The sequence below is a fragment of the Streptomyces sp. NPDC020731 genome, assembly GCF_044334705.1.
In the GTDB taxonomy this organism is placed as follows: domain Bacteria; phylum Actinomycetota; class Actinomycetes; order Streptomycetales; family Streptomycetaceae; genus Streptomyces.
Genome location: NZ_JBIRTN010000006.1, coordinates 319,213 through 345,802 on the forward strand (window position 1 = coordinate 319,213; position 26,590 = coordinate 345,802).

A 26,590-nucleotide genomic window follows, 5' to 3' on the forward strand; every position below is an offset into this window, starting at 1 on the left:
GGCCCCACCCCCTGGCGCCGCCCCCGCGGGGGGCCCCCCCCCCCCCCCCCCCCCCGGGCCGCCCCGCCCGGGGGGGGGGGCCGGGCCCGTCCGGGTTCGGGGGCACCGTGCGGCCTACCAGCGGTCGCGGTGCACGACCTCCTCGACCGGGCGGCGGCTCACCGGACCGAACCTGCCACTCGGCCATCCCACCGGGATGGCCGCGAAGGTGTTCATGTCCTCGGGGATGCCCAGCGCCGCCTTCCACTCGTTCTCCAGGAACAGGTGCCAGATGGTGATGTTGGCGGCCAGGCCCAGGGCCCGCGCGGCGAGCAGCAGGTTCTGCACGCCCGGGTAGACACAGGAGCCCTCCGCGAGGGCGGAGAAGCGCTCCTGGATCCGCCCCATGCGCTCCGTCGCCTCGGCGCCGAGCGCTTCGGCGTAGAGACGCAGGCCCTCCTGCTCGATCCTCGGCTCCGGGAACCGGTAGCAGGGGATGATCAGCGCCGGGGTCTCGGCGAAGTGGTCGCGCTGGTACTCGATGGCGGCGACCATGCGCGCGTACGCGGCCTCGTCCATTCCGGCGGGGGCGTACTTGCCGGTCGTGGCCAGGTACGCGTCCACGCACCGCTTCCACAGCGGCGCGAGCCCGGCCATGACCGCGGGGTCGGTGACGACGACGTACTCGTAGCGCTGCATGTTGCCGCCGCTGGGACCCCAGACGGCCGCCTGTATCAGCCGGTCCAGGAGTTCGTCGGGCACCGGGTCGGGCTTCAGGCGCCGCATGGCCCGCATGGTGGACATGGTCGCGAAGAGAGCCGGTTCGGAGGAGGGGGTCTCAGTGGTCATGATCGTGAGTGTAGGGACTGCGAACACCGCTTGACCCGCCTCTACTTGAGATAGGGACCGTCAGTCCCGATCTTCCCGTTGCCGTTCAGCACGTACACCCGCAGGTTCCCCTTCCCGGGCGCGGCCACCGTGAGCCTGCCGTCGGTGACGGTCCGGGTGTCGCCGGTGACCGCGTCCCGGTAGGTGCCGTCGGGAACGCCGGTGTAGGTCGCCCCGCCCGAGACGGTGACGAGGGCGAAGCTGTCCGTGCCCCCACTGGTGTAGCGGCGCTTGAAGGCCATGTCGCCGGTGATGCCGTCCGTGGAGTACTGGCCCATCTGGAGGGCGGGGACGGCCCGGCGGATCCGGTTCAGGCGCTGTACGTGCTTGACCAGGGGCTGTTGCAGCGTGGTGGCGACGGCACCGGTGGCGGAGTCGACCTCGGAGAAGTCGGAGGACTTCACCTCGCCGGCGACATGATCGCCGTAATAGGCGCGGCCGGTCGTGGCCAGCGGGCAACTCGGGCCGCAGTCGATCTTCTTGCCCTTCTGGAACTCGGTCTCCGAGCCGTAGTAGAGGGTGGGGATGCCGCGGAACGTCCACATCAGGGACATGTTCTCGGCCCAGGCGTCGGTGCCGCCCGTGTAGCGTTCGCTGCTCTTGTTGGGCCCGTAGTCGTGGCTGTCGACGTAGACGACGTTGTACGTGGCGTCGTGGTAACTGTCGTCGGAGTCCTTGCCGTTGTGGAAGGCGTTGCTCGCGTCACCGAAGTTCATGTGCATGCGCATGTCGATGACGTTCATGCCGGAGAAGCGGCTGTGGTCGGGGGCGTGGTAGGCGTTGCCTTGGAGGAAGGCGTTGGTGGAGGTGGGCTGGTTCCCCGTGTCCTGCTGCTGCTCGTAGTCGTACATCTCCAGGGCCGCCTTCGCGTCGTCGGCGCTGTACTCCTCGCGCTCCTTCCACGTGAAGAACTGGGCGGAGTGGTTGACCGAGCCGCGGTTCCACTTGTCGTTGACGAAGGCGGCGACCTCGCCGAAGACGAAGAAGTTCTTCGCGGCCTCGGCGCCGTGCTGCTGGGTGACGCGCTCCTGGATCGCGGGCAGGAAGCGGCGGTTCCAGGTGGTGCGCGGGATGTGGACGGCCGTGTCGACGCGGAAGTCGTCGACGCCCATGTCGATGTACTTGTTGTACGCGCCGATCAGATGGTTCTGCACCTGCGCGTTCTCGGTGTTGAAGTCGGCGAGGTCCTCGTGCAGCCAGCAGGAACGGGAGTCCTCGCCCTCCCAGTTGCCGATCCAGCAGTTGTGGGAGAGCGGTGCCAACCGCACGGCGACCGTCACCTCCACGAAGATCACCCTGAACGACACCTGGCGCGGCTGACGCTCCGCGCGTCCCGCCGCCGCACCGGACCGGCCCCGCCTTTCCCTCGCGGGGTCGGTCCGGTAGTGCCTGCGGTACCGGGAAGTGGGCAGTACGGGGGTTGGCGCGGGCAGTGGCGCGCGCGGAAACCTACTGGCATGACACCACGCAAGGCGGCAGTACTCTCCTCGGCCCTCCTCCTCTCCCTGGGTGCCGTGGCGGTTGCCGCGCCGGCCGCCGGGGACACACCGAAGCACCCTTCCGCCCGGACCGTGCCGAGCGTGGTCGACGCGATCGAGCGCAGCGCCCACACGCTGAGGAGCACCGAACCCGCAGGCAGCCTGCGGGACTTGACCGCGCTGGGCCGCATGGTGGGGGACGCCGAGGTGGTGGGCCTGGGCGAGGCCACCCACGGATCCCGGGACTTCTTCCGGATGAAGCACCGGGTCTTCCGCTACCTGGTCGAGGAGAAGGGCTTCAGGACCTTCTCCCTGGAACTGCCCTGGAGCAGCGGCGTCCGCGTCAACGAGTACGTGCTGTACGGCAAGGGCGACCTCGACCGCATCGCGCGCGAGGAGTTCCAGGGCTCCTACCGCATCTGGAACAACGCGGACTACCTGAACCTCATCGAGTGGATGCGCGCCCACAACCGCCACCATCCCGCCGACCCCGTGCGCTTCGCGGGCAACGACATGGGCTACGCCGGACCGGAGCTGTACCGGCGGGTGACGGACCACGTGGCCCGCGACCACCCGCACCTGCGGTCACGCGTCGCCGCCCTCTACGACGGCCTGGCTCCGACCGCCGACGCCGCCACCTACCTGGAGCGCTACCTCCAACTACCCCTGCCCGAACGCGAGAAGCGCGCCGAACGCACCCGGAAGGTGCTCGAACTGCTCCGGAAGCAGCCCCCGGCCCCCGGCACGAGCGCGCAGGAGCACCTCTGGGCGGTCCAGCACGCCAGGGCCATCCACCAGATGGCCGAGGGCTATTCCTACGACATCACCGACGAGGCCCGGGTCACGGAGATGATGAAGTACCGCGACCGGGTGATGGCCGAGAACGTGGCCTGGTGGCACAAGCACACCGGCGACCGGATCCTGCTGTCGGCCCACAACACCCACGTCTCCTACGACGCCTTCGACCCGCGCTACCCGAAGACGCAGGGCGCCTTCCTGCGCGACTCGCTGGGCGGGGACTACGTCAGCATCGGCTTCAGCTTCCACAGCGGCGCCTTCAAGGCGTTCGGCACCGACGACAACGTGATCCGCACCTACCGCGTGGACGCCGCGCGGCCGGGTTCCAACGAACACACCCTGGACCGGGCCCGCCAACGCGACTACGTCCTGGACATGCGCACCGCTCCCCGCTCCGTGCGCACCTGGCTGGCCGAGCCGCGCCCCACCCGGAACATCGGCGCCGGCTGGCCCGACCCCATGGAATACAGGATCGCCCTCGGCGAGGCCCACGACATCCTCATCCACCTGAACGAGGTCGAGGCGACCACGTACCTGGGCAACCCGTGATTCCTGACCGGCCCGGCGTAAAAGCGACCGATCATGTCCGTATGTGATCAGGTGGGGCATCTGATCGGCCGGTCGTCCCCCACCCCGCTGTGCGCTGTCAGTGGCGGTCCGTAGTCTCGACGGTGTGGAGGGGAAAGAAGGAAACGCACCGCAGGGGCAGGGAACGGACGCGGAGGACTGGCAGCGGCTCAGCGCGTACGCCTACCTCAGCGCGCCCGAGCGCCTGGAGTACATCGCGGTGATGCGCGTGTTCTGCGGCACGCTGCTGGCGGACCTGTCCGTGCCCGACCTGCTCGGCAGGCTGGCCGAGCGCGGCGGCCCGGGGGCGGGACCGGACGCGGAGACGCTCACCCGCAGGCTCGAGGAGCTCGTGCGCTGGGGCAACCTGCTGCGCAGCACCCACACCGTCAGGGCGACGAGCATCTCCGAGTACCAGCGCTCCCGCTCCCGCTACCAGCTCTCCAAGCTGGGGGAGCGGGTGCAGCGCGACGCGGACGAGGTGCTGTCCGGGGCGGACGCGGCCCGCGAGGTGAGCAGCGAGCTGCTGGCCCTGGTCGACCGCGGTCTGCGCGAGATCGCCGCCATGGCCGCGGCGCCGGGCGGCGCGGATCCGCAGCGGGCGCTGGAGCGGATCAGCACCCTCTTCGTCCAGTTCGCCGACTTCGCCGAGTCCGTCCGCGACTTCTACGCCTACCTGGGCCAGGTGCTGGCGCGCTACGACCTCGACTCGGCCGAGTACCAGGGGTTCAAGGAACTCCTGCTCGACTACGTGCAGGCCATCACCGAGGACGTCTCCTTCAGGGCCCCGCGCATCGCGGCCCACCTGGACGCCGTCCGGCCCCACCTGCCCGCGCTGCTCGCCCGGATCGACGCGCACACGGCGGGCATCGGAGCACTCGCCGACGGACTGCCCGAGACCCGGGTGCAGCGCAGCCGCGGCCGGGACCTGGCGGACTGGGAGGGCATGCGGGAGTGGTTCACCGCCACCGGAGCGCACTCCAGCCAGGTGGACCAGCTGCGGGACGCGACCCTGCGCGCCCTGCAGTCCCTCCTCGCCAACGCCAAGCGGATGCTGCGCTCGGCCTCCGGCGAGATGTCCCGCCGCAAGGACCTGCTGCGGCTCGCGGCCTGGTTCGACGCCGCGGAACCGGAGGAGGCCCACGACCTGGCGGTCGCCGCCTTCGGGCTCTACGGCGCGCGGCACCTGGGAGTCGCGCCCGACCCCGACCGGTCCGTACCGGCCCATGTGAGCTGGTGGACCGGACCCGTGGTGGACGTTCCGGTGGCGCTGCGCGAGCGTGGCAGCAGGTCGCCGCGCGGACGCGCGGCGGCGGCCGAGGACCACTCCGAGCAGAAGCGCCGCCTCATGGACGAGGCGCGGCAGCAGGCCGAGGCCCGGCAGGCGGCGGCCGACGAACTGCGCAGCGCCTCCGGTCGTTTCGACCAGGTACGACTCGGCGCCCCGGCCATGCGGCTGCTGCTGGAACTGCTCACCACCGCCCTCGGCAACGCCCGGCTGCACCAGGACGCGGACGACTTCCTGCTCGACGGCGCGCAGGCCGACGACGCGGACCTCGCCATCCGGCTCACCGCGTGGCGCACACCCGGCCGGTCCACCGTCCTGCGGTCCGTGGACGGCGACCTGACCGCGGACGACCTCACCGTGACCGTCGAGAGCACCTCCGCATCCGCGGCGCGGGAGGCGAGCGCCTGATGCCCCTGCCCTCCGCCCATGACGTCGCCCTCGCGGCCGAGCGCCGCACCGCCGCCCGGCTCCTGCTGGCCCACCCGCTGGTCACCAGCACCGGACCGCACAGCGACACGTTCCCCCTGATCCGCCGCCACGCCGACTGGCTCGCCCAGCGCTTCCAGCAGGTGTTCGGCTACCGCCTGCTGGTCGAGTCCTCCTACGCCCGGCTGTTCAAGGCGGGCCTCGGCCCGGACTCGGGCCACCGCCTTCAGCGGCCGTCGACCGGTACGCCGTTCACCCCACGGACGTACGCCTACCTGGCCCTCGCCCTGTCCGTCCTCGTCACCGCCCCGGAACAGCTCCTGCTGTCCCAGCTCGTCGCCGACCTGCGCGCCGCGGCCGTCGACGCCGGCATCGACGTCACCGACACCGGACGGCAGGCCGAACGGCGGACCCTCGCGGCCGCCCTGCGGCAGCTCGTCGACTGGGGCGTCCTGGTGGAGACCGAGGGCCAGGTGGCGGCCGTCGCCGAGGAGCGGGCCGGGGAGGCGCTGCTCACCGTGGACCGCGACATCGCGCGAGCCGTCGTCGCCGGCCCGCTCGCCCAGAGCCGCGACGGCGCCGACCTCGTGCGCCGGGCCGCCGACCCCGGCTTCGGAGGGCCCCGTACGTACGTCCGGCGCCGTCTCGTCGAAACCCCCGTCGTCCACCTCGACGACCTCACCGACGCCGAGCGCGAATGGCTGCGCACCCGGCAGCGGCGCGAGGCACAGGCATTCTCCGAACTGCTCGGCCTGGAGGCCGAGATCCGCGCCGAGGGCATCGCCCTGATCGACACGGACGACGAACTCACCGACCTGCGTCTCCCGGGCACCGGCACGGTCGCCCAGGCCGCGCTGCTCCTCGTGGAACGGCTGGTCGCCCGGCTGCGACCCGACGACCCCGGCCATCCGGCGGTCGGCGGTCGGCTCGTCATCGGCGTACCCGTCCCCGACGGACTGCTGCCCGGCCTGCTCGACGAACTCGTCGAGGAGTACGGAAAGCGCGGCAACTGGCAGCGCGGCCACCTGGAGGACCGGGACGGATTCCTCGACGCCGTACTCGACCTCCTCGTCAGGATGCGCCTGATCGCACCCGCCGGCCCCGTCCGCGCGGACGGCCACGGCCTGCCCGAGGGCTACGAGGAGACGGTTGCCGACGGCCGCTCCGTCACCGACGTCTCGCGTGCGCGCGGCCGAGGCCCCGCAGACGGCGGCTGGATCCTGCTCGCCGCGGCAGCCCGGTACGCCACCACGGTGGCGGTCAAGTCCCGTACCACCCCCACCCGGTCCCCAGCGGACGCCGTGTCCGAGGAGTCGCCCCGATGAACCGCCCGCCGTCCCCGCACCGCTACCGACTGCACCGCGCGGGCATCCGGAACGTGTGGCAGTACGACCACCAGGAGTTCACCTTCGGCGAGGGCCGCCTCCTGCTGCGCGGCAAGAACGGCGCCGGCAAGTCCAAGGCGCTGGAGATGCTGCTGCCCTACCTCCTCGACGGCGACGCCCGCGCGCTGGACGCCACGGGAACCGGACGCACCACCCTGGCCTGGCTGATGCTCGACGGCTTCGCGCAGACCAACCGGCTGGGCTACCTGTGGCTGGAGTTCGCGCGGACGGACGAGCAGGGGAACGACCACCATCTGACCGTCGGCGCGGCCGTGCGGGCGTCCCGGTCGACCAAGACGGCGAAGCCCTTCTTCTTCACCACCCCGCTGCGGGTCGGAGAGGACCTCGACCTCGCCCCCGCCGGCCACCCCCTCCCCGTCGACCGACTGAAGACACTGGTCGGCCCGGAGAACGTCACCGACCGTGCCGTCGAGCACCGGGCCACGGTCGCCCGTGACCTGTTCGGCCTCACCGACCCGGCGCGCTACCGCAACCTGCTCCACCTCATGCACCGGCTGCGCCGCCCCACCATCGGCGACCGCATCGACTCCGGCGGACTCGTACAGGTCCTCGCCGAGACCCTGCCGGCCCTCGACGACGAGGTCGTGGAGAAGGTGGCCCGCAGCCTGGACGACCTCGACTCCGTCCGGGCCTACCTCGGCCGCCTCGAACGCACCGACCGGGCACTGCGCACCTTCCTCACCGGCTACCGCGGCTACCTGCACGGGGCGTTGCGCCGCCGTACGGACGCGGCGAGCGGTGAGCTGGAGCGGCTGACGGAACACCGCAGGTCCGCGGGCGACGCGGCGCGCACGGCGGAGGAACTCCGCGGGCGCGAGCGGGAACTCGACGCCCGCATCGAAGTCCTCGAAGGGGAGTCGAACGCGGCCGCGACGGACCTGGCCGCACTGCACGCCAGTGCCGGATACCGCGGCCTGCGGGAACTCGGTGAGAAGCGCGCCACCGTCACCGCCCTGCACAGCGCGGCAGGCACCGCCTTCAAGGCCGTCCGCCAGGCGCACCTGGGCGAGGAGGAGGCCGGGCGGCGCCTCACCGCCGAGGCCGGGCGGCTCGGCGAGGAACTCGTGGAACTGAGCACCGCGCACGGCGCGTTGCTGCGGGAGGCCGAACGGTCCGGGGTGGACCCCGTGCACATCGGTGAGCCCGTGGCGACACCCGTCGCGCCGGTCACGACGGCCACCACCGTCCAGCTGACCGCCCCGGACGGCGACTTCCACCTGGTCCGGCACGGCGAAGTGATGGCGGTCGACACCGAGAACTGCACGACCGCACTGCACGCCTGGGACGCCCGGCTCGACGCCGCACAGCCGGTGATCAGGAACCGGTCCCGGTTCGTCACCGAACTGGGCGCCCTCATCGAGCGGTCGGACGAGGCCCGGCGGGAGGCGGACGAGGCCGACGCCGCCCGAGAGCGCCTGGAAGAACAGGCGGAACACGCACGCACCTGGGCGGAGCAGCGCCGGCGGGAAACCGTGCGCGAGGGAACGGTCTACGCGGACGCGGCCGGATCGTGGACCGAGCGACTGCGCAAGCTCACCGGGCTGCCCCTGGACACGGTGCTCGCCCTGATCGCACACGACCCGGCCGACGGCCCGCTGCCCGCCCGGACCCCCGACGAGGTGACGGACGCGGCCCGGACCGCCGTCGATCCCTGGCTGACGGACCTGGGCGAGAAGCGCGACGCCCTCTCCCTGACCGTCCACGGACTGGAAACCGAACGGGACGGCCTGAGGCGCCGACGAGCCGAATGGGAACGCCGCACCGACCCCGAGCCTCCGCCCCCGCCCCACCGCACGGCTCCCCGGGCACCCGGCACGGGCGCGCCCCTGTACCGCCTGGTGGACTTCGCCCCCGACCTGGGGCCGGAGGCGCGGGCAGGGCTGGAAGCCGCGCTGGAGGCGAGCGGTCTGCTCGACGCCTGGGTGCGCGCCGACGGTACGGTCCTCGACCCGGCCACGCGCGACACCCTCCTGGTTCCGACGGCCCCGGTCGCGGGACCGTCACTCACCCGCGTACTGCGCCCGGTCGCAGCACCGGACAGCGGAGTGACGGCGGAGCGGGTCGAGCACGTGCTGAGGGCGGTGGCGCTGACCGAGGGCGGAGCTTTCGACAGCGATGCCGGCACACCTGCCGGCACACCTGCCGAGACATCGAGGCGGCCGCACACCGCGATCGGCACCGACGGTTCCTGGCGGCTCGGCATCGCCCGCGGCCGCCACACCAAGCAGGCCGCCGAGTACGTGGGCGCGGAGGTACGAGCGGAGACCCGCCGCCGCACGCTGGCGGACATCGATCGCCGACTGAGTGACACGGAGAGCGAGCTGGAGGAGCACCGGCACCGGCTGCGCGTCCTCACCGACCACCGCGACCAGGCCGTCGACACCCTGCGCCGACCGCCCTCGGCACGGGGACTGACGGAAGCGTGGGCCCGTACCACCGAGGCCGAACGCGCCGCCGAGTCCCTCGCCTCGCAGGCGTCCACGGCCACCCGCGAGGCACAGCGGGCACGCGCCCGCGCGGTCACCGCCCGACGCGAGACCGAAGCGACGGCGAGCGCCCAGGACCTCCCGGCGGACCCGGCCGCGCTCGAAACGGTCCGCCTCGCCCTGGACCGCCTCGGGCAGGGCACGCAGCAACTGCGGCTGCGGATCCGCGCGGTCCTGTCCACGGTCGAGGGCCACCGCGCCGGCCGGACGGACCACGAGCGCGCCGCCTCGGCCCGCCGGGAGGCCGAGACGGACTACGCCGGCCCGCTCGGCCGCCTGGAGACCGCCCGCCGTACCGTCCGGGCCCTGGAAGAGGCCCTCGGCGCCACGGAGCAGGAGATCCTCGACCGCGAGTCCGAGGCGAAGCGCCGCCTGGACGCCGTGGAACGCCAGCTCCCGCCCGCGCGGCGGGACCGGGACGAGGTGCACGACCACCGCGTACGGGCGGAGGAGGACGAGCGGACCCGGCGCGAGGCACTCACCACCCAGGAGGCCGAGGTGCTGGCCTGCGGCAGCAGACTGCGTGCTGCCCTGTCGTTGTCGGGCGTCCTGGGGGGAGCGGGTCTCGACGCCGACGCGGACGAGGGAGCCCTCAAGTCCCCGGACCCCCTCCACCACGACGCGAAGGAGCGCATCACCGCACTGGGCCGGCTGATCGACGCGGTGCGCCGGGGCCTGGACGCCGAACGCCTCGACGTCTCCGACACCACCCTCCTCAACCGCCACACCGACCTGCGCGACCAGCTCTCCGGCGGCTACGACGCGACCATCGAGGAACACGACGGCATCAAGCTGTGCCGCCTCGTCAACGACCAGGGCCCCAGCGACATCGCCCGGGTCGGCGGGCGCATCGCGACCGAGGCCGCCGAAGCACGCGACCGCCTCACGGAACGCGAACGCGAGGTCTTCCAGCGCTTCCTGACCGGAGAGCTGGGCGACCACCTGTCCGCACAGGTGCTGGCGGCCGGCGCCCTGGTCACCGCCCTCAACACCACCCTCGCCACGGTCCGCACGTCGCACGGCCTCGGCGTCACCCTCGACTGGAAGCTCGCCGACGGGGTGGAAGCGGACGTCAAGGCGGCCGTCGACCTCCTGCGCAGCCCTTCGGGCCTGCGCACCCGCGAGCAGTCCGAGCAGCTCCGCGACGTCCTCCAGCGCCGGATCGAGGACGCCCGCCGCGCCGACCCGGCCGCCGGTTACGCGGCCCACCTGCGCACCGCCCTGGACTACCGCGGCTGGTTCGCGTTCACCCCCTGGGTGGTGGACGACGCGGCACCGAACAGCCGCCGCAAGCTCTCCGGCCGCACCGGCCTGAGCCAGGGCGAACAGCGGGTCCTGTCCTACCTGGTCCTCTTCGCCGCGGCGGCGGCGCACTTCACCGGCCTCGCCGACACCGCCCCGCACACACCCCGCCTGATCCTCCTCGACGACGCGTTCGCCAAGGTCGACGAGCCCACGCACGCCCGCCTCGGCCGCATCCTGGTCGACCTGGACCTCGACTTCGTCCTCACCAGCGAACGCCTGATCGGCAACTGGCCCGACGTGCCGTCCCTGCACATCTACGAGTGCCTGCGCGACCCGCACGTACGGGGCGTGGCGACGCTCCACTACACGTGGAACGGACGGCAGCGGAGACTGATGCCGGTATGAGCCGACCCGGACGCGCCGACGCGGGTTCCCTGGACGCCGGGACCCTCGCCTTCCTCACCCGGCCGGGCCTCACCCGCCTCTGGACGGCGGCCCGCGCCCGCCTCGAGCGCCAGGGCCTCCAGCCGACCGGAACCATGAGGCTCCAGCACCTGGACGCACCGGAACGCGAGGCACTCTCCCTCCTCCTGGCCAGACCGGTCACCGGCCCCACCGCCACGATCAGCCTCCCCGACCTGGACGCCCGCCTGCGCGCCAGCGCGGCCGGCCGGGGCCTGGCCGCGACCCTGGAGGAACTGGGCCCGCCCCTGACGGACCGCAGGGCGCTCCGCGACGAGGCGGCGGCGGAGCGGGCCCACGTGTGGTCGACGGCCCGAGCGGAGCTGGAATCCACCTCCCTGTCGTCCCGGCCCTGGACGGCACAGTGGCTGGAGGACCTGCGCCGCGGCGGCACCCTCGCCCGCCAGGACCCGCACACCGCGACCACGGTCGTCACCCAGGCGATCCGCACCCTGGCGACCCTCTTCCCGGACGGCGACGCGCACTCCGCCCCGGCCTCCTGGGGCCGCGGCGAACTGGCCACCCGAGCCACCGGCTCCGCCCACGGCCTGGACGACGGCACACTGCTGTCCCGGCTGGTCCTGCGCGGCATCGCCCTGGCGCACGACACCGGGTTCCCCACCGACGCCCCCACCCGCCGGGCCCTGTGGCGCACGGCCTCGGTCATCCCGGACGAGGTCTCCAGCACGGTCCTCACCCACGGCCTGCGCCCCACCGGCGGCACCTGGCAGGAGGCGGCCCTGCGCGAGCGCGCCGGCCACCACATGGAAACCCACCTGACCCTGCGCGAACTGCGCACCCTGACCCTGCGGCTACCACCCGGCACCCGGGTCCACGTCTGCGAGAACCCCCGCGTGGTCGAGGCCGCCGCCGACACCGCCCGCACGGCCCCCCTGGTCTGCACCTCGGGCAGCGCGACGACGGTCGTCCTCACCCTCCTCGACGCCCTGGCGGCGGCCGGCTGCGTCTTCGCCTACCACGGCGACTTCGACTGGCCCGGCATCGCACTCGCCAACCGCATCACCCAGCGCTACGCCGCCGAACCGTGGCGCATGCGCGCCCCCGACTACGAGCACCTGGCGACCCGCACCCGACTGCACGGCACCCCGCCTCTTCCTCTCACCGGCCCACCGGTGGAGGCCGCGTGGGACCCGGAACTGGCTCCTGCCATGGAGGCATTGGGCATCGCCCTGCACGAGGAGGCGACGCTGGACCTGCTCCTGAAGGACCTCGGGTGAGGTCAGACGCCGAGCCCGCCCGCCGCGAGCAGGTCGGACACATCGCTCACCAGTCCTCTGCCCAGGTCGTCGACGCTGCCGAGGTGCGCCTCGAAGTCCCTGAGGCTCTGGAAGACCTCGGCGTACGCGGCCTGTTCCGCCAAGGGGAGTTGGAGCACCTGCAGGCGCCGTATGTCGACCCGTGACGAACTGGAGGCGTGGGTGCCCGCCTGACGTCCGTTGGAGGGCGCGCGCAGACAGCCGGCGAGGAAGTGCGCGTTCAGTTTGGCCGAGTCCACCCGCAGGGCGTGCAGCTGCGGCCCCAGGGCCATCGGGGGCCCTTCGTGCACCCATGCCCGGTACGCGCGCACGACACCGGCGACCACGACGTCGCCCTCCTCGACGATCACGGGCGCCGATCCGGCGGCGACGAGCCCGCTGGGAGCGCCGTCCGTCAGCAGGTCGGCAACCGTGAGGAGAGGCACGGAGTTCCTGCCGGGTGCCGCCGTGCCGTCCAGCGTCTGTTGTCCGGAACGCAACGACAGAGCACCGGCCTTGACGAGGTCGCCCACGCTGGTCGTGGTCTGCGGCCGGTCTGCCGAGAACCTCAGTTCCGACAGCCGTTCGGCTCGGCGGGCCAGGTCGGTCAGCGCCGTTCCCGCTTCCCGCCAGGCCGCCGCGAGTTCGAGGCCGGAGGGCTCGGCGGTCACCGACGCGTAACGCCCGGGGGTGACGTCCACCTCGTCGTCCAGGAGTTCGATGAGGGGAACGCGGACGGCACCGTCCGGCAGATCGGAGTCCGGGCGGTCGAGGGCCTCCAGCGCGGAGAGGGAAAAGGCCCGCAGCGACTCCCAGTCGGGGCCGGATTCACGCGTGCCGGTCCTGGCGAAGCGTGTCGCGTCGACCAGGAGCACGTCCTGCCCGGGCGGCACCGCGGCCGTGCCGTCCGGTGCCGCTCTGAGGATCCACAGCTGGAGCGAGACGCTGTGCGGCTGGGCACTGCCGGGCGGGAGGGCCACCACGGCGCGGAGGGCGCCGGTCCGCAGCAGGGAGCCCCGGATACGCCGGCCCGCCTTGCGTGAGGCGACCGCCGGAGGCAGGACGACGACGGCCGCCCCGCCCGGCTTGAGGTGGGCGAACAGGTGCTGAACCCAGGCCAGTTCCGGCTCGGTCCGCGGCGGGAGACCGTGCGTCCAGCGCTGGTCGGTGGCGAGTTCCGCGTAGCCCCAGTCCCGTTCGTTGAACGGCGGGTTGCAGAGCGCGATGTCCACCCGCGCGCCGACGAACGGATCCTCGCGCAGGGCGTCCGCCGTGGCGATCTCCGTACGGACGTCGTGGTCGTCCGTGAGGAACGCCAGCCGTGCGGACGCCAGCGCGGCGAGGGCGGGATCCCGCTCGCACGCCAGCACCGACAGACCCGAGCCCGCGCCCTCCTGTACGGCCGCGGCCGCCAAGTGCCCCGTTCCGCAAGCCGGGTCGAGAACGGTGAGCTTCTCGTCGGCTTCTTCGCCGCTCCCGCCGACGCGGACGCCGAGCGCGATCCGTGCCATCAGCGCGGCGAGCGGTGGAGGTGTCGTACTCAGCTGACGTACATGCGTCTCGAGCCACCGCTGCAGCAGGAACTCGAACGTCTCTCGCGCCCCCTCCTTCCGCCCCAGCTTCGCCGCCTCGACCGCCAACTCCTCGGCCTCCGCCGTGAGTTCCGTGTGCGAGCCGCGTGCCCGGGGGGAGCGCATGCGGCGGGCCGCCTCGGCGATGGCCAGGCCCGACTCGTCCCTGCTGCCCAGCGCCTCGAACCGGGGCCACAGAAGCTCGCGCCCCCCGATGGAGTCGAGTTTGCCGTTGTCCCTCAGCCACTGCTCGACCTCGGCCAGGGAGAACTGAGGACTGACGTCCGTGCCGCCGATGCGCGTGGGGAAGGAGTCATGGCGCCGCCGCCAGTTGCTCACCGCGGCACGTCCCACGCCGGCGATCCGGGCGATCTCGGCGAGGCTGACGGGTACGGAATCGGTTGTACTCATCGACAGTCTCCGAAGTGCTGGGGCGCTTGCGTACGGGCCGGCGGTGGACGGGGCTCTGTGTGGCTGTACATGAGAGGCTACTACGCTCATTAACTCTGTTCACAGTACAAATATCCGGAGTCGCTGTGCGGGAAGTGTGGAGGACGGGAGAAATGCAGGAATTCACGCCGGGAACGGTGCTCCTGGACCGTTACCAGCTCACATCGGTCCTCGGCCGCGGTGCGATGGGCCGTGTCTGGCAGGGGCGTGACCTGCGCCTGGAGCGACCCGTGGCCGTCAAAACGGTCGCGGCGGACCTGCTCGCCGTCCCCCGGAGCCGAGAAGAGGCGTTGCGGCGCTTCCAGCGGGAGGCGAAGGCCGCGGCGCGCCTCCACCACCCCAACGCGACCACCGTCTTCGACGCGTCGATCACGGACGGAACCTGCTGCCTGGTCATGGAACTGATCGAGGGCACCACCCTCGAATTCCTCTTCGACCAGCAGGACGACGGCCGGTTCGACGTGTCCACGGCCGCCGCCGTCGCGGCCCAGCTGTGCGCCGGCCTGTCGGCCGCCCACGCGGCCGGTCTCGTCCACCGCGACCTCAAGACCCAGAACGTCATGGTCCGCCGGGACGGTGTCGTCAAGATCCTGGACTTCGGACTGGTGAAGGTCCTGAGCGACACCGACCCGCGCCTGACCATGACCGGGGACAGCATCGGCAACATCGTGTGCGCCTCACCCGAACTGCTCTCCGGGCAGGACCGGCTCGACGGCCGCAGCGACCTCTACGCCGTGGGCTGCCTGCTGCACCACATGCTCACCGGCGAGACGCTCTTCGCCACCGACCAGCCGGCGCTGCTGGCGACCCACCACCTGACCTCACCGCCGCCCGCGATCACGGACTCGGGCGTCGACGTACCGCGCGGCCTGCGGGAACTGGTCACCGCCCTGCTCGCCAAGCGTCCGGACGACCGCCCCTCCTCCGCGGCCGAGGTGTACGCGGCCCTCGCCCCCTACCTGCCGGCCCCCGGCCCCGAGCTGGCCACCCGCCCCGCCCCACCGGAGGACCCCCGTCGTCCCTTCCTGGTCCCGCAGGGGCCGAGCCCCGTGTGAAGGGTGCGAAAATGACCCCGCCGACCGGGTGCGCGAGTCCGCCCCCGGGCACAGGGGAGTGAAGGGCGCCACGGGCGCCGGGACTGGGACTGGGGACGAGCGCGATGCGGCGAAGCCTGGGACGGTACGAGCTCACCCGCGAGCTGGGCCGGGGCGGCATGGGAGTCGTGTGGGCGGCACACGACCCGCAGCGCGGCGGCGAGGTCGCCGTGAAGCTCCTCGCGCCCCGCCCGGGCGCCTCGGACTTCACCTCCCTGGAGCGCCGCTTCCTCCGCGAGGCGAGTCTCACCGCCCGACTGCGCCACCCGGGCATCCCCGCCGTCCACGACCACGGCAGCCACGAGGGCCGGCTCTACCTCGTCATGGACCTCGTCCCCGGCCGGGCGCTCGACGCCGTCCTCGAGAGCGAGGGCCCGCTGCCCGTCGAGCACGCCGCGGACGTCACCCGGCGCACGGCCGAGGTGCTCGCCCACGCCCACGCCCAGAACGTCGTGCACCGCGACCTCAAGCCGTCGAACCTGATGCTCACCCCCGACGGCGACCTCAAGGTCCTCGACTTCGGCGTCGCCGCCGCCCTCGACCCGCAGCCCGGCGAGACCCGCTTCACCGCGGCGAACGCCACACCCGGCACGGTGATGTACATGGCCCCCGAGCAGGCCGTGGGGGAGACGGTGCCCGCCAGCGACCTCTACTCACTGGGCTGCGTCCTCTACGAACTGCTCACCGGAGCCCCGCCCTTCGCCGCCGGCAGCCAGTTCCTGCTCTACCACCGGCACGCGCACGACCCCGTGCCACCGCTCGACGAACGCCGCCCCGGCGTCCCGGCCGGACTGCGGGAACTGGTGGAGGCGCTGCTGGAGAAGAAGCCACAGGACCGGCCCGCCTCCGCGACCGAGGTGGCCGCACGGGCAGCCGCCTGGGCGCCCGCCCCGGCACGCTCGCCGAGGCCGGTGATCCCGCACCCCCGGCTGGCCGAGATCGACGGCGTCCGCCGGTCGGGCCGGCCCGCCCGCGCCCTGGAGGAGTACGGCGACCTCCTGGCCGCCCCCAGCCTCGGCCGGGCCGACGTCCTCGCCGCCCGCGCCGGACACGCCCTGTGCGTGGGCGGCCTCGGCCGCACCCGTGAAGCACTGGACGAACTGAAGTCGGTCCTAGCCGAGCAGCGCAGCCTCCTCGGGCCCGACGACCCCGGTGTCCTGGACACGCGGTACGAGATCGCAGTGCTGCTGGCCCGCACGGGCGAGCGTCACGCGGCGCGGGAACTGCTGAAGCGACTGGCCGACGACGAGGACCGCATCCTCCCCGCCCCCGACCCCCGGCACGGACGCGCCCGCACCCTGCTGGACCGGCTCGGCCGCATCGCGTGACCGCCCACGCACCCACCTTTTCGTAATCTATGTTCACAGTAAATACTGCGTGTTACGCTGCGACCGCGCCGCCCGGAGGGGAGACAGGACACTGTCTACGGACGGCCGCAGGAGACACCCGAGGGGAACAGCGCCCATGACGCCAGCAGCTCAGCGCGAGACCGAGCGGACGGGGGCCGAACAGCTCCCCGAGGAGGGCAACCTCGTCGAGGTGCGCGGCCAGTCCTGGGTGGTCGCCCGCGTCGAGCCGTCCCCGGCCCCCGACGCCTCCGGCGCTTCCGGCGGCGGCGAGGTGCGCAGGCCCGCCACCCTCGTCCACCTCCAGTCCGTCGCCGACGGCCGCTTCGGCGACACCCTCTCCGTCATCTGGGAGGTCGAGCCCGGCCGCCGCGTCCTGCCCGCCGGCTCCCTCCCCGACGCCTCCACCGGCGCCTACGACTCCCCGAACCGCCTCGCCGCGTTCCTCGACGCCGTCCGCTGGTCCGCCGTCGCCTCCGCCGACGCCAAGACCCTCCAGGCCCCGTTCCGCTCCGGCGTCGCCGTCGAGCCGTACCAGCTGGAGCCGGTCTCCCGCGCCGTCGGCGCGCCCCGCGTCAACCTCCTCCTCGCCGACGACGTCGGCCTCGGCAAGACCATCGAGGCCGGACTCGTCGTCCAGGAGCTGCTGCTGCGCGGCCGGGCCCGCCGCACCATGGTCGTCTGCCCGGCCGGCCTCACCCTGAAGTGGCGCGACGAGATGGCCGAGAAGTTCGGCCTGGAGTTCACCATCGTCGACTCCGAGCACTGCGCCCGCCTGCGCCGCACCCACGGCACGGCGGCGAACCCGTTCCGCGTCCACCCGCTCACCATCGTCTCCCTGCCCTGGCTGCGCGGCCAGAAGGCCCAGCGCCTCCTCGACGAGGTCATCGGCGCCCCCGAGGAGAGCCCCGACGGCGAGCACAAGCGCTTCTTCGACCTCCTCGTCCTCGACGAGGCCCACCACGTCGCCCCCGCCGCGCCCAAGCAGGTGTACGCGGTCGACTCCCAGCAGACCAAGCTGATCCGGCGCCTCGTCCCGCACTTCGAGCACCGTCTCTTCCTCTCCGCCACCCCGCACAACGGCTACCCCGAGTCGTACACCGCCCTCCTCGAACTCATCGACGACCAGCGTTTCGCCCGCGGCGTCGACCCCGACAAGGAGGCGCTGAAGGACACCGTCGTACGCCGCCTGAAGTCGACGGTCACCAACGCCGACGGCACGCCCCGCTTCCGTACCCGCGTCACCCGCGAGCTCTCCGTCGACTACACGCGGCAGGAGCGCGCGATCCACGAGTTGCTCGGCTCGTTCGCGGAACTGCGCCGCAAGAAGCTCACCCCCAAGGCCCGGGGCGGACGCCGCGCCGCCGACCTGGTGACCCTGCTGCTGAAGAAGCGCCTGTTCTCCTCCCCGGCCGCCTTCCTCCACACCGTCCAGGTCTACCTCTCCCACCTGGACGACACCGGCGGCCCCGCGCGCGGACGCGTCGCCGCCGCCGAAGTCCCCGAGTGGCTGGAGGAGTTCGCCGACCTGGTCGCCGACCTCGACGACACGGGCCTGGTCGACGCCGAGGACGACGCCCTGACCCGCTCCACCTCCCTCACCCCGGCCGAGGACGGCCAGGAACTCGACCTGCTCCAGGAGATGGAGCGCTGGGCCCTCACCCACGAGGCCGCCCCCGACTCCAAGGCGGAGGCGCTGATCCGCGAGATCAAGGCCATCTGCCGCCCCGACGGCAAGAAGTGGACCAACGAGCGGGTCGTGGTCTTCACCGAGTACCGCGACACCCAGGAATGGCTCCACGACCTCCTCCAGGCGGAGGAACTCACCGACGGCGGCCGCGTCGAGCGCCTGCACGGCGGCCTGTCCGCCGAGGAGCGCGAGCGCATCCGCCTCGGCTTCCAGACCGAGCCCTCCCGCCCCGAGGGCAAGGTCCGCATCCTCCTCGCCACCGACGCCGCCGGCGAGGGCATCGACCTCCAGAACCACTGCCACCGCCTGGTCAACTACGACATCCCCTTCAACCCCAACAAGCTCGAACAGCGCATCGGCCGCATCGACCGCTGGGGCCAGAAGAAGGACCCGGAGATCGCCCACTTCATCGGCTCCGGCTGGCAGCAGGCGCAGGCCGGCTCCTACGAGGCCGACCTGGAGTTCCTCTCCCGCGTCGCCAAGAAGGTCGCGCGCATGGAGCAGGACCTCGGCTCCGTCAACGCCGTCCTCGCCGACGCCGTACAGCGCCGCATGACCGGCGACACCGCCCCCGTCGACATCGAGAACGCCAAGCCGAAGCCCATCAAGGGCCGCCGCACGGGCGGCGACGTCGCCCCCGAGCAGAACGTCACGGCCCAGACGAAGCGGCTCGCCGACCAGTACGAGGAGACGGTCGGCACGCTGGGCCTGACGCCGGTCAACGTCAAGCGCGTCGTCGACACGGCCCTGGCCCTCGACCACCAGCCGCCGCTCCTGCCGTCCACGGTCCGCGCCGAGGACTTCGAACCGGGCGACCTCTTCGACGTACAGCCCCTGTCCGGCAGTTGGGAGCGGGCGACCCGCGGCCTCGCGCACAAGCTCCGCGAGGGCGAGCAGCGCCCGCTCACCTTCTCCCCGACGGTGGCCGCGCAGGGCAGGGACGACGTGGTCCTCGCCCACCTCAAGCACCCCCTCGTCGCCCTCTCCACGCGCCTGCTCACGGCGGCCGTCTGGAACGCCGACTCGGTCGGCCTGAACCGCGTCACCGCCGTCGTCACCGACGACCCGGCCGTCACCACGACCCTCGTCTCCGCGTACGCCCGTTACGTCCTCGTCGGCACCGACGGCACCCGCCTGCACGAGGAAGTCCTGTACGCGGGTGGCTGGTTCGGCGACACGGGCCGCTTCCGCCGCTGGGAGTCGGTGGGGGAGCAGGGCCGGGTCCTGTCCCAGGCCCTCACCCAGGGCACCGAGGCCGCCCCGCACCTGCGCAAGGAACTGACGGAGGCCTGGCCCAGGCTCCGCGACCCGCTCTACCGCTCCCTGGAGGCCCGCGCCGCCGAACTCGGCCGCCAGCTGGAGAGCCGCCTCGCCGACCGCCGGGCGGAAGAGGAGCGCCGCATCACGGCCACCCTCGACCGCTTCGAGAACACCCTGCGCACGAAGCTCAAGGAGGAGGGCGACGGCGAGGGCGAACAGCTCGCCCTGCTCACCACCCACGAACTGACCGGCCACGAACGCCGCCAGTTCGAGGAGGACCGCCAGCGCTGGCAGCACCGCCTCGAAGGCCTCCCCGCCGAGCGCGAGCGCGAGCTGGCCGCCATCGCCGCCCGCTACCGCGAGCCCCGCTCGCACCTCTTCCCCGCCGCCGTCGTCTTCGTCGTCCCCGCAAAGGAAGCCCGCCGATGAGCCCCCGCCGCCCCATGAGCCGTGGAGTAGCCGCCGCCAAGGCCCAGGCCGCCGACGGCCGCCGGCAGCACCAGGAGTGGCTGGACCTCACCGAGGTCTCCGGACCCTTCCTCACGATGCCCGTCCTGCTGCGCGCCTGGCCCCAGCTCGACGCCCTGGAGAAGGACGAACGCGCCCGCCTGCGCGCCCACCACGCCGACTGGCAGACCGACACCGTCGCCGGGCGCGACGCGTGGGTGGCGTACGTCCTGCGCCGTCTGCTCGGCTGGGACGACGCGCTGACCTTCCGCGAGGGCGAGTCCGAGCACCACGGCCTGGACCGCCTCACCCTGCGGGTGGCCGAGCACAACACCGAGGTCCGCCCCGACTTCGCGCTGGTGGAACCGGGCGCCGACCTCGCCGCCGAGCCGGACGTGGACTCCGCCGCCAAGCGCGTACGGCTGCTGGGCGTCACCGTCCCGGCCGGTACCGCGCCCACCGCGCGGGCGGGCGGTGGCGGCGACTGGGCGGCGGCCCCCGCCGACCGCCTCGCCCGCCTGCTGCGCCACCACGGCGTCCCGCTGGGCCTGGTCACCGACGGCCGCTGGTGGTGCCTGGTCTGGGCCCCGCTCGGCGGCGTGACGACCACCGCCGTCTTCGACTCCATCGGCTGGAACGAGGCGGCGGAGCGCAACGTCGTCCGCGCGTTCGCGTCGCTGCTGAGCCGCCGCCGCTTCTTCGAGTACGACGATGCCGAGACCCTGGTCGGCCTCCTCAAGGCCAGCCTGGCGGCGGGTGAGGACGTCACCGAGGCGCTGGGCGTCCAGGTCCGGCAGGCGGTGGAACTCCTCGTCGACGCGATCGGGCGGGCGGACGTGCGCGCGGTCGAGAACGGTGCGGCAGGGCTGCACGCGTCGGGGGTGTCGGCGGGCGAGATCTACCGCGGCGCGGTCGCGGTCATGATGCGCGTCGTCTTCCTCCTCTTCGCCGAGGAACGCGGCCTGCTCCCCGCCGACAACGAGGTGTACGCCCGCTCCTACTCCGCCCGCTTCCTGCGCGACGAACTGAAGGCACGGGCGGACGAGGAGGGCGAGACGTCCCTCGAACACACGACGTCGGCCTGGCACCGCCTGATCGCCCTCTTCCACGCCGTGCACGGGGGAGTGGACCACCCGGGCTCCGGTTTCCGCCTGCCCGCGTACGACGGCTCGATCTTCGACCCCGACAAGTACCCGTGGCTGGAGCGCACCACCCCGCTCCTCCCCATCGACGACCGTACGGTCCTGCACATGCTCCAGGCAGTGCAGGAGGTCCGCGTCGGCAAGGGCAAGGACCGCGAGGTCCGCACGCTCAGCTTCCGCGCGCTGGACGTCGAGCAGATCGGCTACGTGTACGAGGGCCTGCTGTCCTTCGACGGGCGCCGGGCGACCGAGCACATGGTGGGCCTGATCGGCCCGGAGGGCTTGGAGCACGAGGTTCCGCTGCGGGAACTGGAGTCTCTGGCGGCGAAGGCGGGCGGCTCGCTGTCCGTGCTGGCCAAGTCCATCCACGAGAAGTGGAAGGACCCCAAGCCCCCGGCAACGGCCGGCCAGTTGGAGAAGAAGCTCGCCCCGCTGGGCACGGAGGAGTCGGCGGAGGCCCGTCGCCGCCTGAACGCGGTGACGAAGGACGCGGCGCTGACGGAGCGGCTGCTCCCGTTCGTCGGCATCCTCCGCGACGACCTGCGCGGCCTGCCGACGGTCATCCCGAACGGCGCGCTGTACGTGACGGAGTCCTCCCTCCGGAAGAACACGGGCACGCACTACACGCCCCGCTTCCTCGCGGAGGAAGTCGTCCTGCACGCGCTGGAGCCCCTGGTGTACGAGCCGGGCCCGCTCCAGACGGCGGACACGGGGGAGTGGCGGCTGAAGTCGCCCGAGCAGATCCTCGACCTGAAGGTCGCGGACATCGCGATGGGCTCGGCGGCGTTCCTGGTGGCGGCGTGCCGTTACCTGGCCGACCGACTCATTGAGGCCAAGGAGAACAAGGGCGACCTGGACGCGATGGCATACCGGGCCGGCCGCGCCGTGGACGCCGTGACGGCGGCCGACGCCGAACAGGACCCGGTGGTGGTTGAGGCCCGCCGTCAGATCATCGAGCACTGCCTGTATGGCGTGGACATCAACCCGATGGCCGTGGAGATGGCCAAGCTGTCGCTGTGGCTGGTCTCCATGGACCCGGAGCGCCCCTTCACGTTCCTGGACGACAGGTTGGTGTGCGGGGACTCGCTGTTGGGCGTGCACACCATGGAACAGCTTCAGTCCGTCCACATGAAGCCGCAGGGGCAGACCGACGTCCTGGCCGAGCAGGCGCGGGACTTGGTCGACCAGCTGACGCGCGAGCGCCTGGCGATCACCGCCATCAAGGGCGTCGACCTGCCGGCACTCCAGAAGAAGCGGGAGCGGCTGGAGGAGGTCAACCGGCACTCGCGGCGGCTGCGGCTGGTGGGTGACTTGATCGCGGGGGCGGCGCTGGCTACTTGTGCTTCGGGGCGGGTGCCTTGGTACGAGGAGGAGGGAGGTGAGCGGATTAAGGACCTGTTCCCGCGCGCTGCGTGGATTGTTCAGCAGATCGTCGCGGACGGTGTCGAGGACGACTCGGATGTGGTTCGCGGGGCGCGGGCTACGGCGGAGGAGTGGCTGGCGGCGGAGCTGCCGGAGGGGGCGTTGGAACGGCGGCCGGTGCATTGGCCGCTTGTGTTTCCGGAGGTTTTTTCGCTAAGAGATGGGTTCGACGTCCTCGTGGGAAATCCTCCGTTCCTCGGCGGCAAAAAGCTCACTGCACCTCTTGGGCAGGCGTACCGCGAATATATGGTCGATTTTCTCGCCAACGAAGTGCGAGGCAATTCGGACCTAGTTGCTTATTTCGCGCTCAGGGTTCACGAACTGTTGAACGCATCGGGTCAGACAGGCATTATTGCGACCAACACCCTGGCGCAAGGTGACACCCGCGAGGTAGGCCTCGATCAATTGATTGGTGCGGGTGTGGAAATCAGGCGGGGGATCAAGAGTGCTCCGTGGCCCTCGAAGTCTGCCGTCTTGGAGTACTGCGCCGTCTGGATGACTAAGGAGACTGCTTCGAAAGGTGCTCCTGCCATTCTCGACGGGCAGGCCACGCCCAGCGGCATCACGACGTCACTCAATCCCGTCACGCGCACGAGGTCGTGGGCCGAGAAGCTGCAACAGAGCGCGCGTCTTGCCTACATGGGCAATAATGTCAATGGTATCGGGTTCGTCTTGCAGACCGAACAGGCGGAAGCGCTCATAGCTGCCGATGCCCGGTCAAACGAAGTAGTCTTTGGTTATCTAACGGGCCAAGACGTAAGCAACGACCCTGAGTGTGCCCCGAGTCGACAGATCATTGATTTCGGCGGTATGAGTCAGAGTGAAGCCCAGCGCTTCCCGGCGGCATTCGAGCACATTCGCAGGCATGTGAAGCCCCAGCGGGATTTGCTGGGCGACGACAAGAAATCCGTGCGGGAAAGGTGGTGGCAGTATGAGAAATTGGCTCCAGGAATGCGAGCGGCCATCAAGCAGCTCAGCCGCTGCATTGTCATCTCGCTGGTCGGGAAGGCTGTTATGCCTGTCATGGTGCCAACCAGGCAAGTCCTTTCCCACAGGCTCGGAGTCTTTGCGTCGGACGATACTGCTCTGCTCGCATTGTTGAGTAGCGCGCCCCACTTCTGGTGGACACTGGACCGGACATCCACGCTGGAGACTCGTATCAACTACAGTCTCTCGGACGTGGTGGAGACGCTGGTTCGTCCAACGCTCACTGAGCGATTGCGGAAGGCAGGGGCTCTTCTGGACAGCCACCGCCGAACGTTGATGCTCGCCCGTACTATGGGACTCACCGATACCTACAACTTGGTCCACGATCCTGATTGCCAGGACGAGGAAATCGTCAAACTCCGCTGGATCCACGAGGAGATCGACCAGGCCACCGTCGAGGCTTATGGTTGGCATGATCTCCTGGACGGACCGGGGCGAACCCCACTGGCCGACCTGACACATGAGACGTTTCCCCTCGACCACGGCTTCCACGAGACCGACCAGGGCACTCGCTACACCATTGGTCTGCTCGCCCGGACCGAGATCATCGATCGCCTGCGCCAGCTGAACCATCAGGCGTACGCCGACGAGGTGCACCTCGGTCTGCACAAGGGAGTGACGGAGAAGAAGGCCAGGGAGAAGCACCCCGACCTGCCCTCGCCCTCCCCTGAAGCCGTTCGGAAACGCAAGGAGCAGCTGGCCGCGCGAGGTGGGTCGGATTTCGGTGAGGGCGCCGAGGGCGCCCTCTTCTGAGCCGACGGCATGACAACGGGCTGGCTCGCGTCGCCTCAAGTGGCGCGAACCAGCCCGTTGTTCCGCTCAGAGGTCCTGGTCGGAGCTATCCCGCCGTGAGCGCGACGAACGCCGCCCACTCGCCCCGGCCGACCCGCAGCGTCGGCCCGCCGCCCGCAGTCTTGGAGTCCCGCACGTACACGGCGTCGAGACCGGCGGCCACCTCCACGCAGTCGCCGCCGCCCGATCCGCTGTAGCTGCTCTTGAACCAGTGCAGCCCGTCCATGTCCTCGGTCATCTGCTCCATGCTCACGTCTCTCCCACCAGCCGTTCGATGAGCCGCGCAGACTCCACGCCGTTCAGGGCCTGCGATCGCAGCTTGCCATACCGCAACCCGAAGGCGCTGACCTCTGCCGGATCACGGACGACGCACCCGACCTCTTGGGATTCGATGTACCCGAGGTGATGGTGCTCGCTGGTTTCCAGCACCACGAACGGCCCGTTCAGTCCGGAATGGAACCCCGGAGCGGGAGGCATGACCTGGACCTCGACGTTGCGCAACGCGCCGACCTCCAGCAGCCGTTGCCACTGCCCGCGCATGACCTCCGCATCGCCCACCGGGTTCCGCAACGCCTCTTCACTCACAATGAACGACAGCTCCGCCAGCGGCACCCGAGTCAGCAGCTTCTGCCGACTCAGCCGCGCCTCCGTGTGCTGGTCGATGATCTCCTCGCTCAACGGCGGGCAGTGCCCGGCGAACACCGCCCGCGCGTACCCTTCCGTCTGCAACAGCCCCGGCACCAGCAGCGGATCGTACGAGAAACGGCTCACCACCTCCGCCTCGATGACCGCGAAGTTACGGAAGAAGCGCGGCAGTTTCGCCCGGTCCACCTCGTCCTGGAGCACCTCCAGAACTCCACCCGCCTCCAGCACCCGATCCGCCGCACGCGTGAACGCCGCCTTCGCCGGCCGCCGCCCCTGCTCGACCGAGGCGACCTGCTCCAGCGAGTAGTCGATGGCCTCCCCGAGCTGCTGCTGGTTCAGCCCGGCCCGCTTCCGCAAATGCTGGAGCAGCCTCCCGTACGCCGCCCACGCCCCCGGCAGGTCACCCCCGCCCTCCTCCTTCGCCTTCGCCGCCCGACCGCCCCGCGTCTCCCGCACCGTGCTCATGCCTTCACGCCCTTCCGTCCCGCACCGCACCCCGCTCACCCGCACCGCAGCGACGCCAGCTCGCCGCCGGGACCTTGTTCAACGCGAGCCGCGACGTCGTGGGCACGGCCCCGGCCCCGTACAACAGCCGTACAGAATCCCGTACGGTCACGGGCGACGAACAAGGAGCGGCGAACGACGGTTTCAGGCGAACCGGCTCAGCGGGCCATCCAGCGGTCCACCTCCCGCGCCCGCGTGTCCAGGGCATCGACGACGGCGGCCGACGAGACCCGGGCATTGCCGGGAACCTGCACGTCGCGTCGCACGCCACCCCACGCCTGGTCGGCCTCCGACGCGGGCGTCTCCACCTCGATCCCCGCCCGCCGAGCGAGCGCGACCGCTGTCGCCGCGAACCCCTCGGAGAGCGCGAGGATCACGGAGTGGCTCGTCCCGCAGTGCCAGGCGACGAGGCCGCGCACGAACTCCGCGTACGCGACCGGATCGACTGCGAGTGTGTCCGGGTCACCCCAATACTTCCCCTGGCCGATTCCCGAGGGTAGCCCGAGCTCCGCCTCGAAGACTTCCACCTGCCGCATGAAGAGGCGGCCGGCACCGTTCGATGGGTTCCACAGCGTCTCGTCACCCAGCTCGAAGTACATGCTCATCGTCGATTCCCCTGTTCCGGCTCAACCGCCCAGACGCAGGGTAGACGTGCAGGCGGTCGGCACGCACTCGGGTAGGACGAGGCCTCGGCCGGTCGCCGCTCGTTGCCCGGTCGCGCCACGCCGGACAGAAGGATGGGAGCGAGTCTCCAACCGGTCAGCCCGCTCACCGCGCCTTCAGCGCCCTTCGGACTGGACGAACGCTCCAATCACCAGCGGACGTGACTACAGAGAGGCCGGGATCCGGGGCCGGTAGAGTGTGGATCTTCGGGCGGCGTAGACCCCCGGAGTCCCAGAGATGACGCTTCCTGATGGGACGTCAGCGGATGAGTGATCACTCCGGCATCGCGGTGCACGAG

14 protein-coding genes and 1 pseudogene are annotated in these 26,590 nt (G+C 71.6%); 9 read left to right on the plus strand and 6 right to left on the minus strand.

The features are described 5' to 3' along the window. Positions 1-114 precede the first annotated feature (114 nt). Together ACH4VX_RS12205 and ACH4VX_RS12210 are read right to left on the minus strand one after the other, a co-directional pair. The gene (locus tag ACH4VX_RS12205; RefSeq protein WP_398367293.1) at positions 115-828 is read right to left on the minus strand and encodes a nitroreductase family protein; all 714 of its coding nucleotides are present in this window, start codon (positions 826-828) and stop codon (positions 115-117) included. A 41-nt stretch (positions 829-869) separates the two neighbouring features. Beyond that, a pseudogene (locus tag ACH4VX_RS12210) lies at positions 870-2,120 on the minus strand (alpha-amylase family glycosyl hydrolase); the annotation flags it as partial. A 204-nt stretch (positions 2,121-2,324) separates the two neighbouring features. On the opposite strand from ACH4VX_RS12210, the gene ACH4VX_RS12215 reads away from it, so the two are divergent. The 5 genes from ACH4VX_RS12215 to ACH4VX_RS12235 all read left to right on the plus strand — a co-directional run bounded on the left by ACH4VX_RS12215 (position 2,325) and on the right by ACH4VX_RS12235 (position 12,261). Next, on the plus strand, positions 2,325-3,692 hold the full coding sequence (locus tag ACH4VX_RS12215; RefSeq protein ID WP_398367294.1) for an erythromycin esterase family protein: 1,368 nt from the start codon (positions 2,325-2,327) through the stop codon (positions 3,690-3,692). A 124-nt stretch (positions 3,693-3,816) separates the two neighbouring features. Continuing rightward, a complete protein-coding gene (locus ACH4VX_RS12220; RefSeq protein ID WP_398367295.1) occupies positions 3,817-5,406 on the plus strand; it encodes a TIGR02677 family protein in 1,590 nt (529 codons plus the stop codon). Then, positions 5,406-6,749, plus strand: coding sequence for a TIGR02678 family protein (locus ACH4VX_RS12225; RefSeq protein WP_398367296.1), 1,344 nt, complete (start codon positions 5,406-5,408; stop codon positions 6,747-6,749). The genes ACH4VX_RS12220 and ACH4VX_RS12225 overlap by 1 nt, the downstream gene beginning before the upstream one ends. Continuing rightward, positions 6,746-10,966, plus strand: coding sequence for a TIGR02680 family protein (locus ACH4VX_RS12230; protein WP_398367298.1), 4,221 nt, complete (start codon positions 6,746-6,748; stop codon positions 10,964-10,966). The genes ACH4VX_RS12225 and ACH4VX_RS12230 overlap by 4 nt, the downstream gene beginning before the upstream one ends. Continuing rightward, entirely contained in the window at positions 10,963-12,261 is a 1,299-nt protein-coding gene (locus ACH4VX_RS12235; RefSeq protein ID WP_398367299.1) for a TIGR02679 family protein, read from the plus strand. Before ACH4VX_RS12230 ends, ACH4VX_RS12235 begins: the two co-directional genes overlap by 4 nt. Before the next feature lie 2 nt (positions 12,262-12,263). On the opposite strand, the gene ACH4VX_RS12240 is transcribed toward ACH4VX_RS12235, so the two are convergent. After that, positions 12,264-14,261, minus strand: a complete 1,998-nt coding sequence (locus ACH4VX_RS12240) for an N-6 DNA methylase (RefSeq protein ID WP_398367300.1) — start codon at positions 14,259-14,261, stop codon at positions 12,264-12,266. Positions 14,262-14,413: 152 nt separating this feature from the next. On the opposite strand from ACH4VX_RS12240, the gene ACH4VX_RS12245 reads away from it, so the two are divergent. The 4 genes from ACH4VX_RS12245 to ACH4VX_RS12260 all read left to right on the plus strand — a co-directional run bounded on the left by ACH4VX_RS12245 (position 14,414) and on the right by ACH4VX_RS12260 (position 24,441). Further along, on the plus strand, positions 14,414-15,355 hold the full coding sequence (locus ACH4VX_RS12245) for a serine/threonine-protein kinase (RefSeq protein WP_398367301.1): 942 nt from the start codon (positions 14,414-14,416) through the stop codon (positions 15,353-15,355). Positions 15,356-15,459: 104 nt separating this feature from the next. Beyond that, positions 15,460-16,722, plus strand: coding sequence for a serine/threonine-protein kinase (locus ACH4VX_RS12250; protein WP_398367302.1), 1,263 nt, complete (start codon positions 15,460-15,462; stop codon positions 16,720-16,722). A gap of 136 nt (positions 16,723-16,858) precedes the next feature. After that, a complete protein-coding gene (gene drmD, locus ACH4VX_RS12255; RefSeq protein WP_398367303.1) occupies positions 16,859-20,119 on the plus strand; it encodes a DISARM system SNF2-like helicase DrmD in 3,261 nt (1,086 codons plus the stop codon). Beyond that, positions 20,116-24,441, plus strand: coding sequence for an Eco57I restriction-modification methylase domain-containing protein (locus ACH4VX_RS12260; protein WP_398367304.1), 4,326 nt, complete (start codon positions 20,116-20,118; stop codon positions 24,439-24,441). The genes drmD and ACH4VX_RS12260 overlap by 4 nt, the downstream gene beginning before the upstream one ends. Positions 24,442-24,526: 85 nt before the next feature. Here the strand turns inward: ACH4VX_RS12260 and ACH4VX_RS12265 are convergent, their stop codons facing one another. From ACH4VX_RS12265 to ACH4VX_RS12275, 3 genes are all read right to left on the minus strand, one after another. Then, a complete protein-coding gene (locus ACH4VX_RS12265; protein WP_398367305.1) occupies positions 24,527-24,727 on the minus strand; it encodes a DUF397 domain-containing protein in 201 nt (66 codons plus the stop codon). A gap of 2 nt (positions 24,728-24,729) precedes the next feature. Next, on the minus strand, positions 24,730-25,590 hold the full coding sequence (locus ACH4VX_RS12270; RefSeq protein WP_398367306.1) for a helix-turn-helix domain-containing protein: 861 nt from the start codon (positions 25,588-25,590) through the stop codon (positions 24,730-24,732). Positions 25,591-25,787: 197 nt separating this feature from the next. After that, positions 25,788-26,234 (minus strand): DUF6086 family protein, encoded by a 447-nt coding sequence (locus tag ACH4VX_RS12275; RefSeq protein WP_398367307.1) that lies wholly within the window; start codon positions 26,232-26,234, stop codon positions 25,788-25,790. Positions 26,235-26,590 lie beyond the last annotated feature (356 nt).

What these genes read in the sequence shown, in the direction of transcription:
- ACH4VX_RS12205 (WP_398367293.1), bottom strand. Translation starts at nt 828, where the DNA reads ATGACCACTGAGACCCCCTCCTCCGAACCGGCTCTCTTCGCGACCATG.
- ACH4VX_RS12215 (WP_398367294.1), top strand. Translation starts at nt 2,325, where the DNA reads ATGACACCACGCAAGGCGGCAGTACTCTCCTCGGCCCTCCTCCTCTCC.
- ACH4VX_RS12225 (WP_398367296.1), top strand. Translation starts at nt 5,406, where the DNA reads ATGCCCCTGCCCTCCGCCCATGACGTCGCCCTCGCGGCCGAGCGCCGC.
- ACH4VX_RS12230 (WP_398367298.1), top strand. Translation starts at nt 6,746, where the DNA reads ATGAACCGCCCGCCGTCCCCGCACCGCTACCGACTGCACCGCGCGGGC.
- ACH4VX_RS12235 (WP_398367299.1), top strand. Translation starts at nt 10,963, where the DNA reads ATGAGCCGACCCGGACGCGCCGACGCGGGTTCCCTGGACGCCGGGACC.
- ACH4VX_RS12240 (WP_398367300.1), bottom strand. Translation starts at nt 14,261, where the DNA reads ATGAGTACAACCGATTCCGTACCCGTCAGCCTCGCCGAGATCGCCCGG.
- ACH4VX_RS12245 (WP_398367301.1), top strand. Translation starts at nt 14,414, where the DNA reads ATGCAGGAATTCACGCCGGGAACGGTGCTCCTGGACCGTTACCAGCTC.
- ACH4VX_RS12250 (WP_398367302.1), top strand. Translation starts at nt 15,460, where the DNA reads ATGCGGCGAAGCCTGGGACGGTACGAGCTCACCCGCGAGCTGGGCCGG.
- drmD (WP_398367303.1), top strand. Translation starts at nt 16,859, where the DNA reads ATGACGCCAGCAGCTCAGCGCGAGACCGAGCGGACGGGGGCCGAACAG.
- ACH4VX_RS12260 (WP_398367304.1), top strand. Translation starts at nt 20,116, where the DNA reads ATGAGCCCCCGCCGCCCCATGAGCCGTGGAGTAGCCGCCGCCAAGGCC.
- ACH4VX_RS12265 (WP_398367305.1), bottom strand. Translation starts at nt 24,727, where the DNA reads ATGGAGCAGATGACCGAGGACATGGACGGGCTGCACTGGTTCAAGAGC.
- ACH4VX_RS12270 (WP_398367306.1), bottom strand. Translation starts at nt 25,590, where the DNA reads ATGAGCACGGTGCGGGAGACGCGGGGCGGTCGGGCGGCGAAGGCGAAG.
- ACH4VX_RS12275 (WP_398367307.1), bottom strand. Translation starts at nt 26,234, where the DNA reads ATGAGCATGTACTTCGAGCTGGGTGACGAGACGCTGTGGAACCCATCG.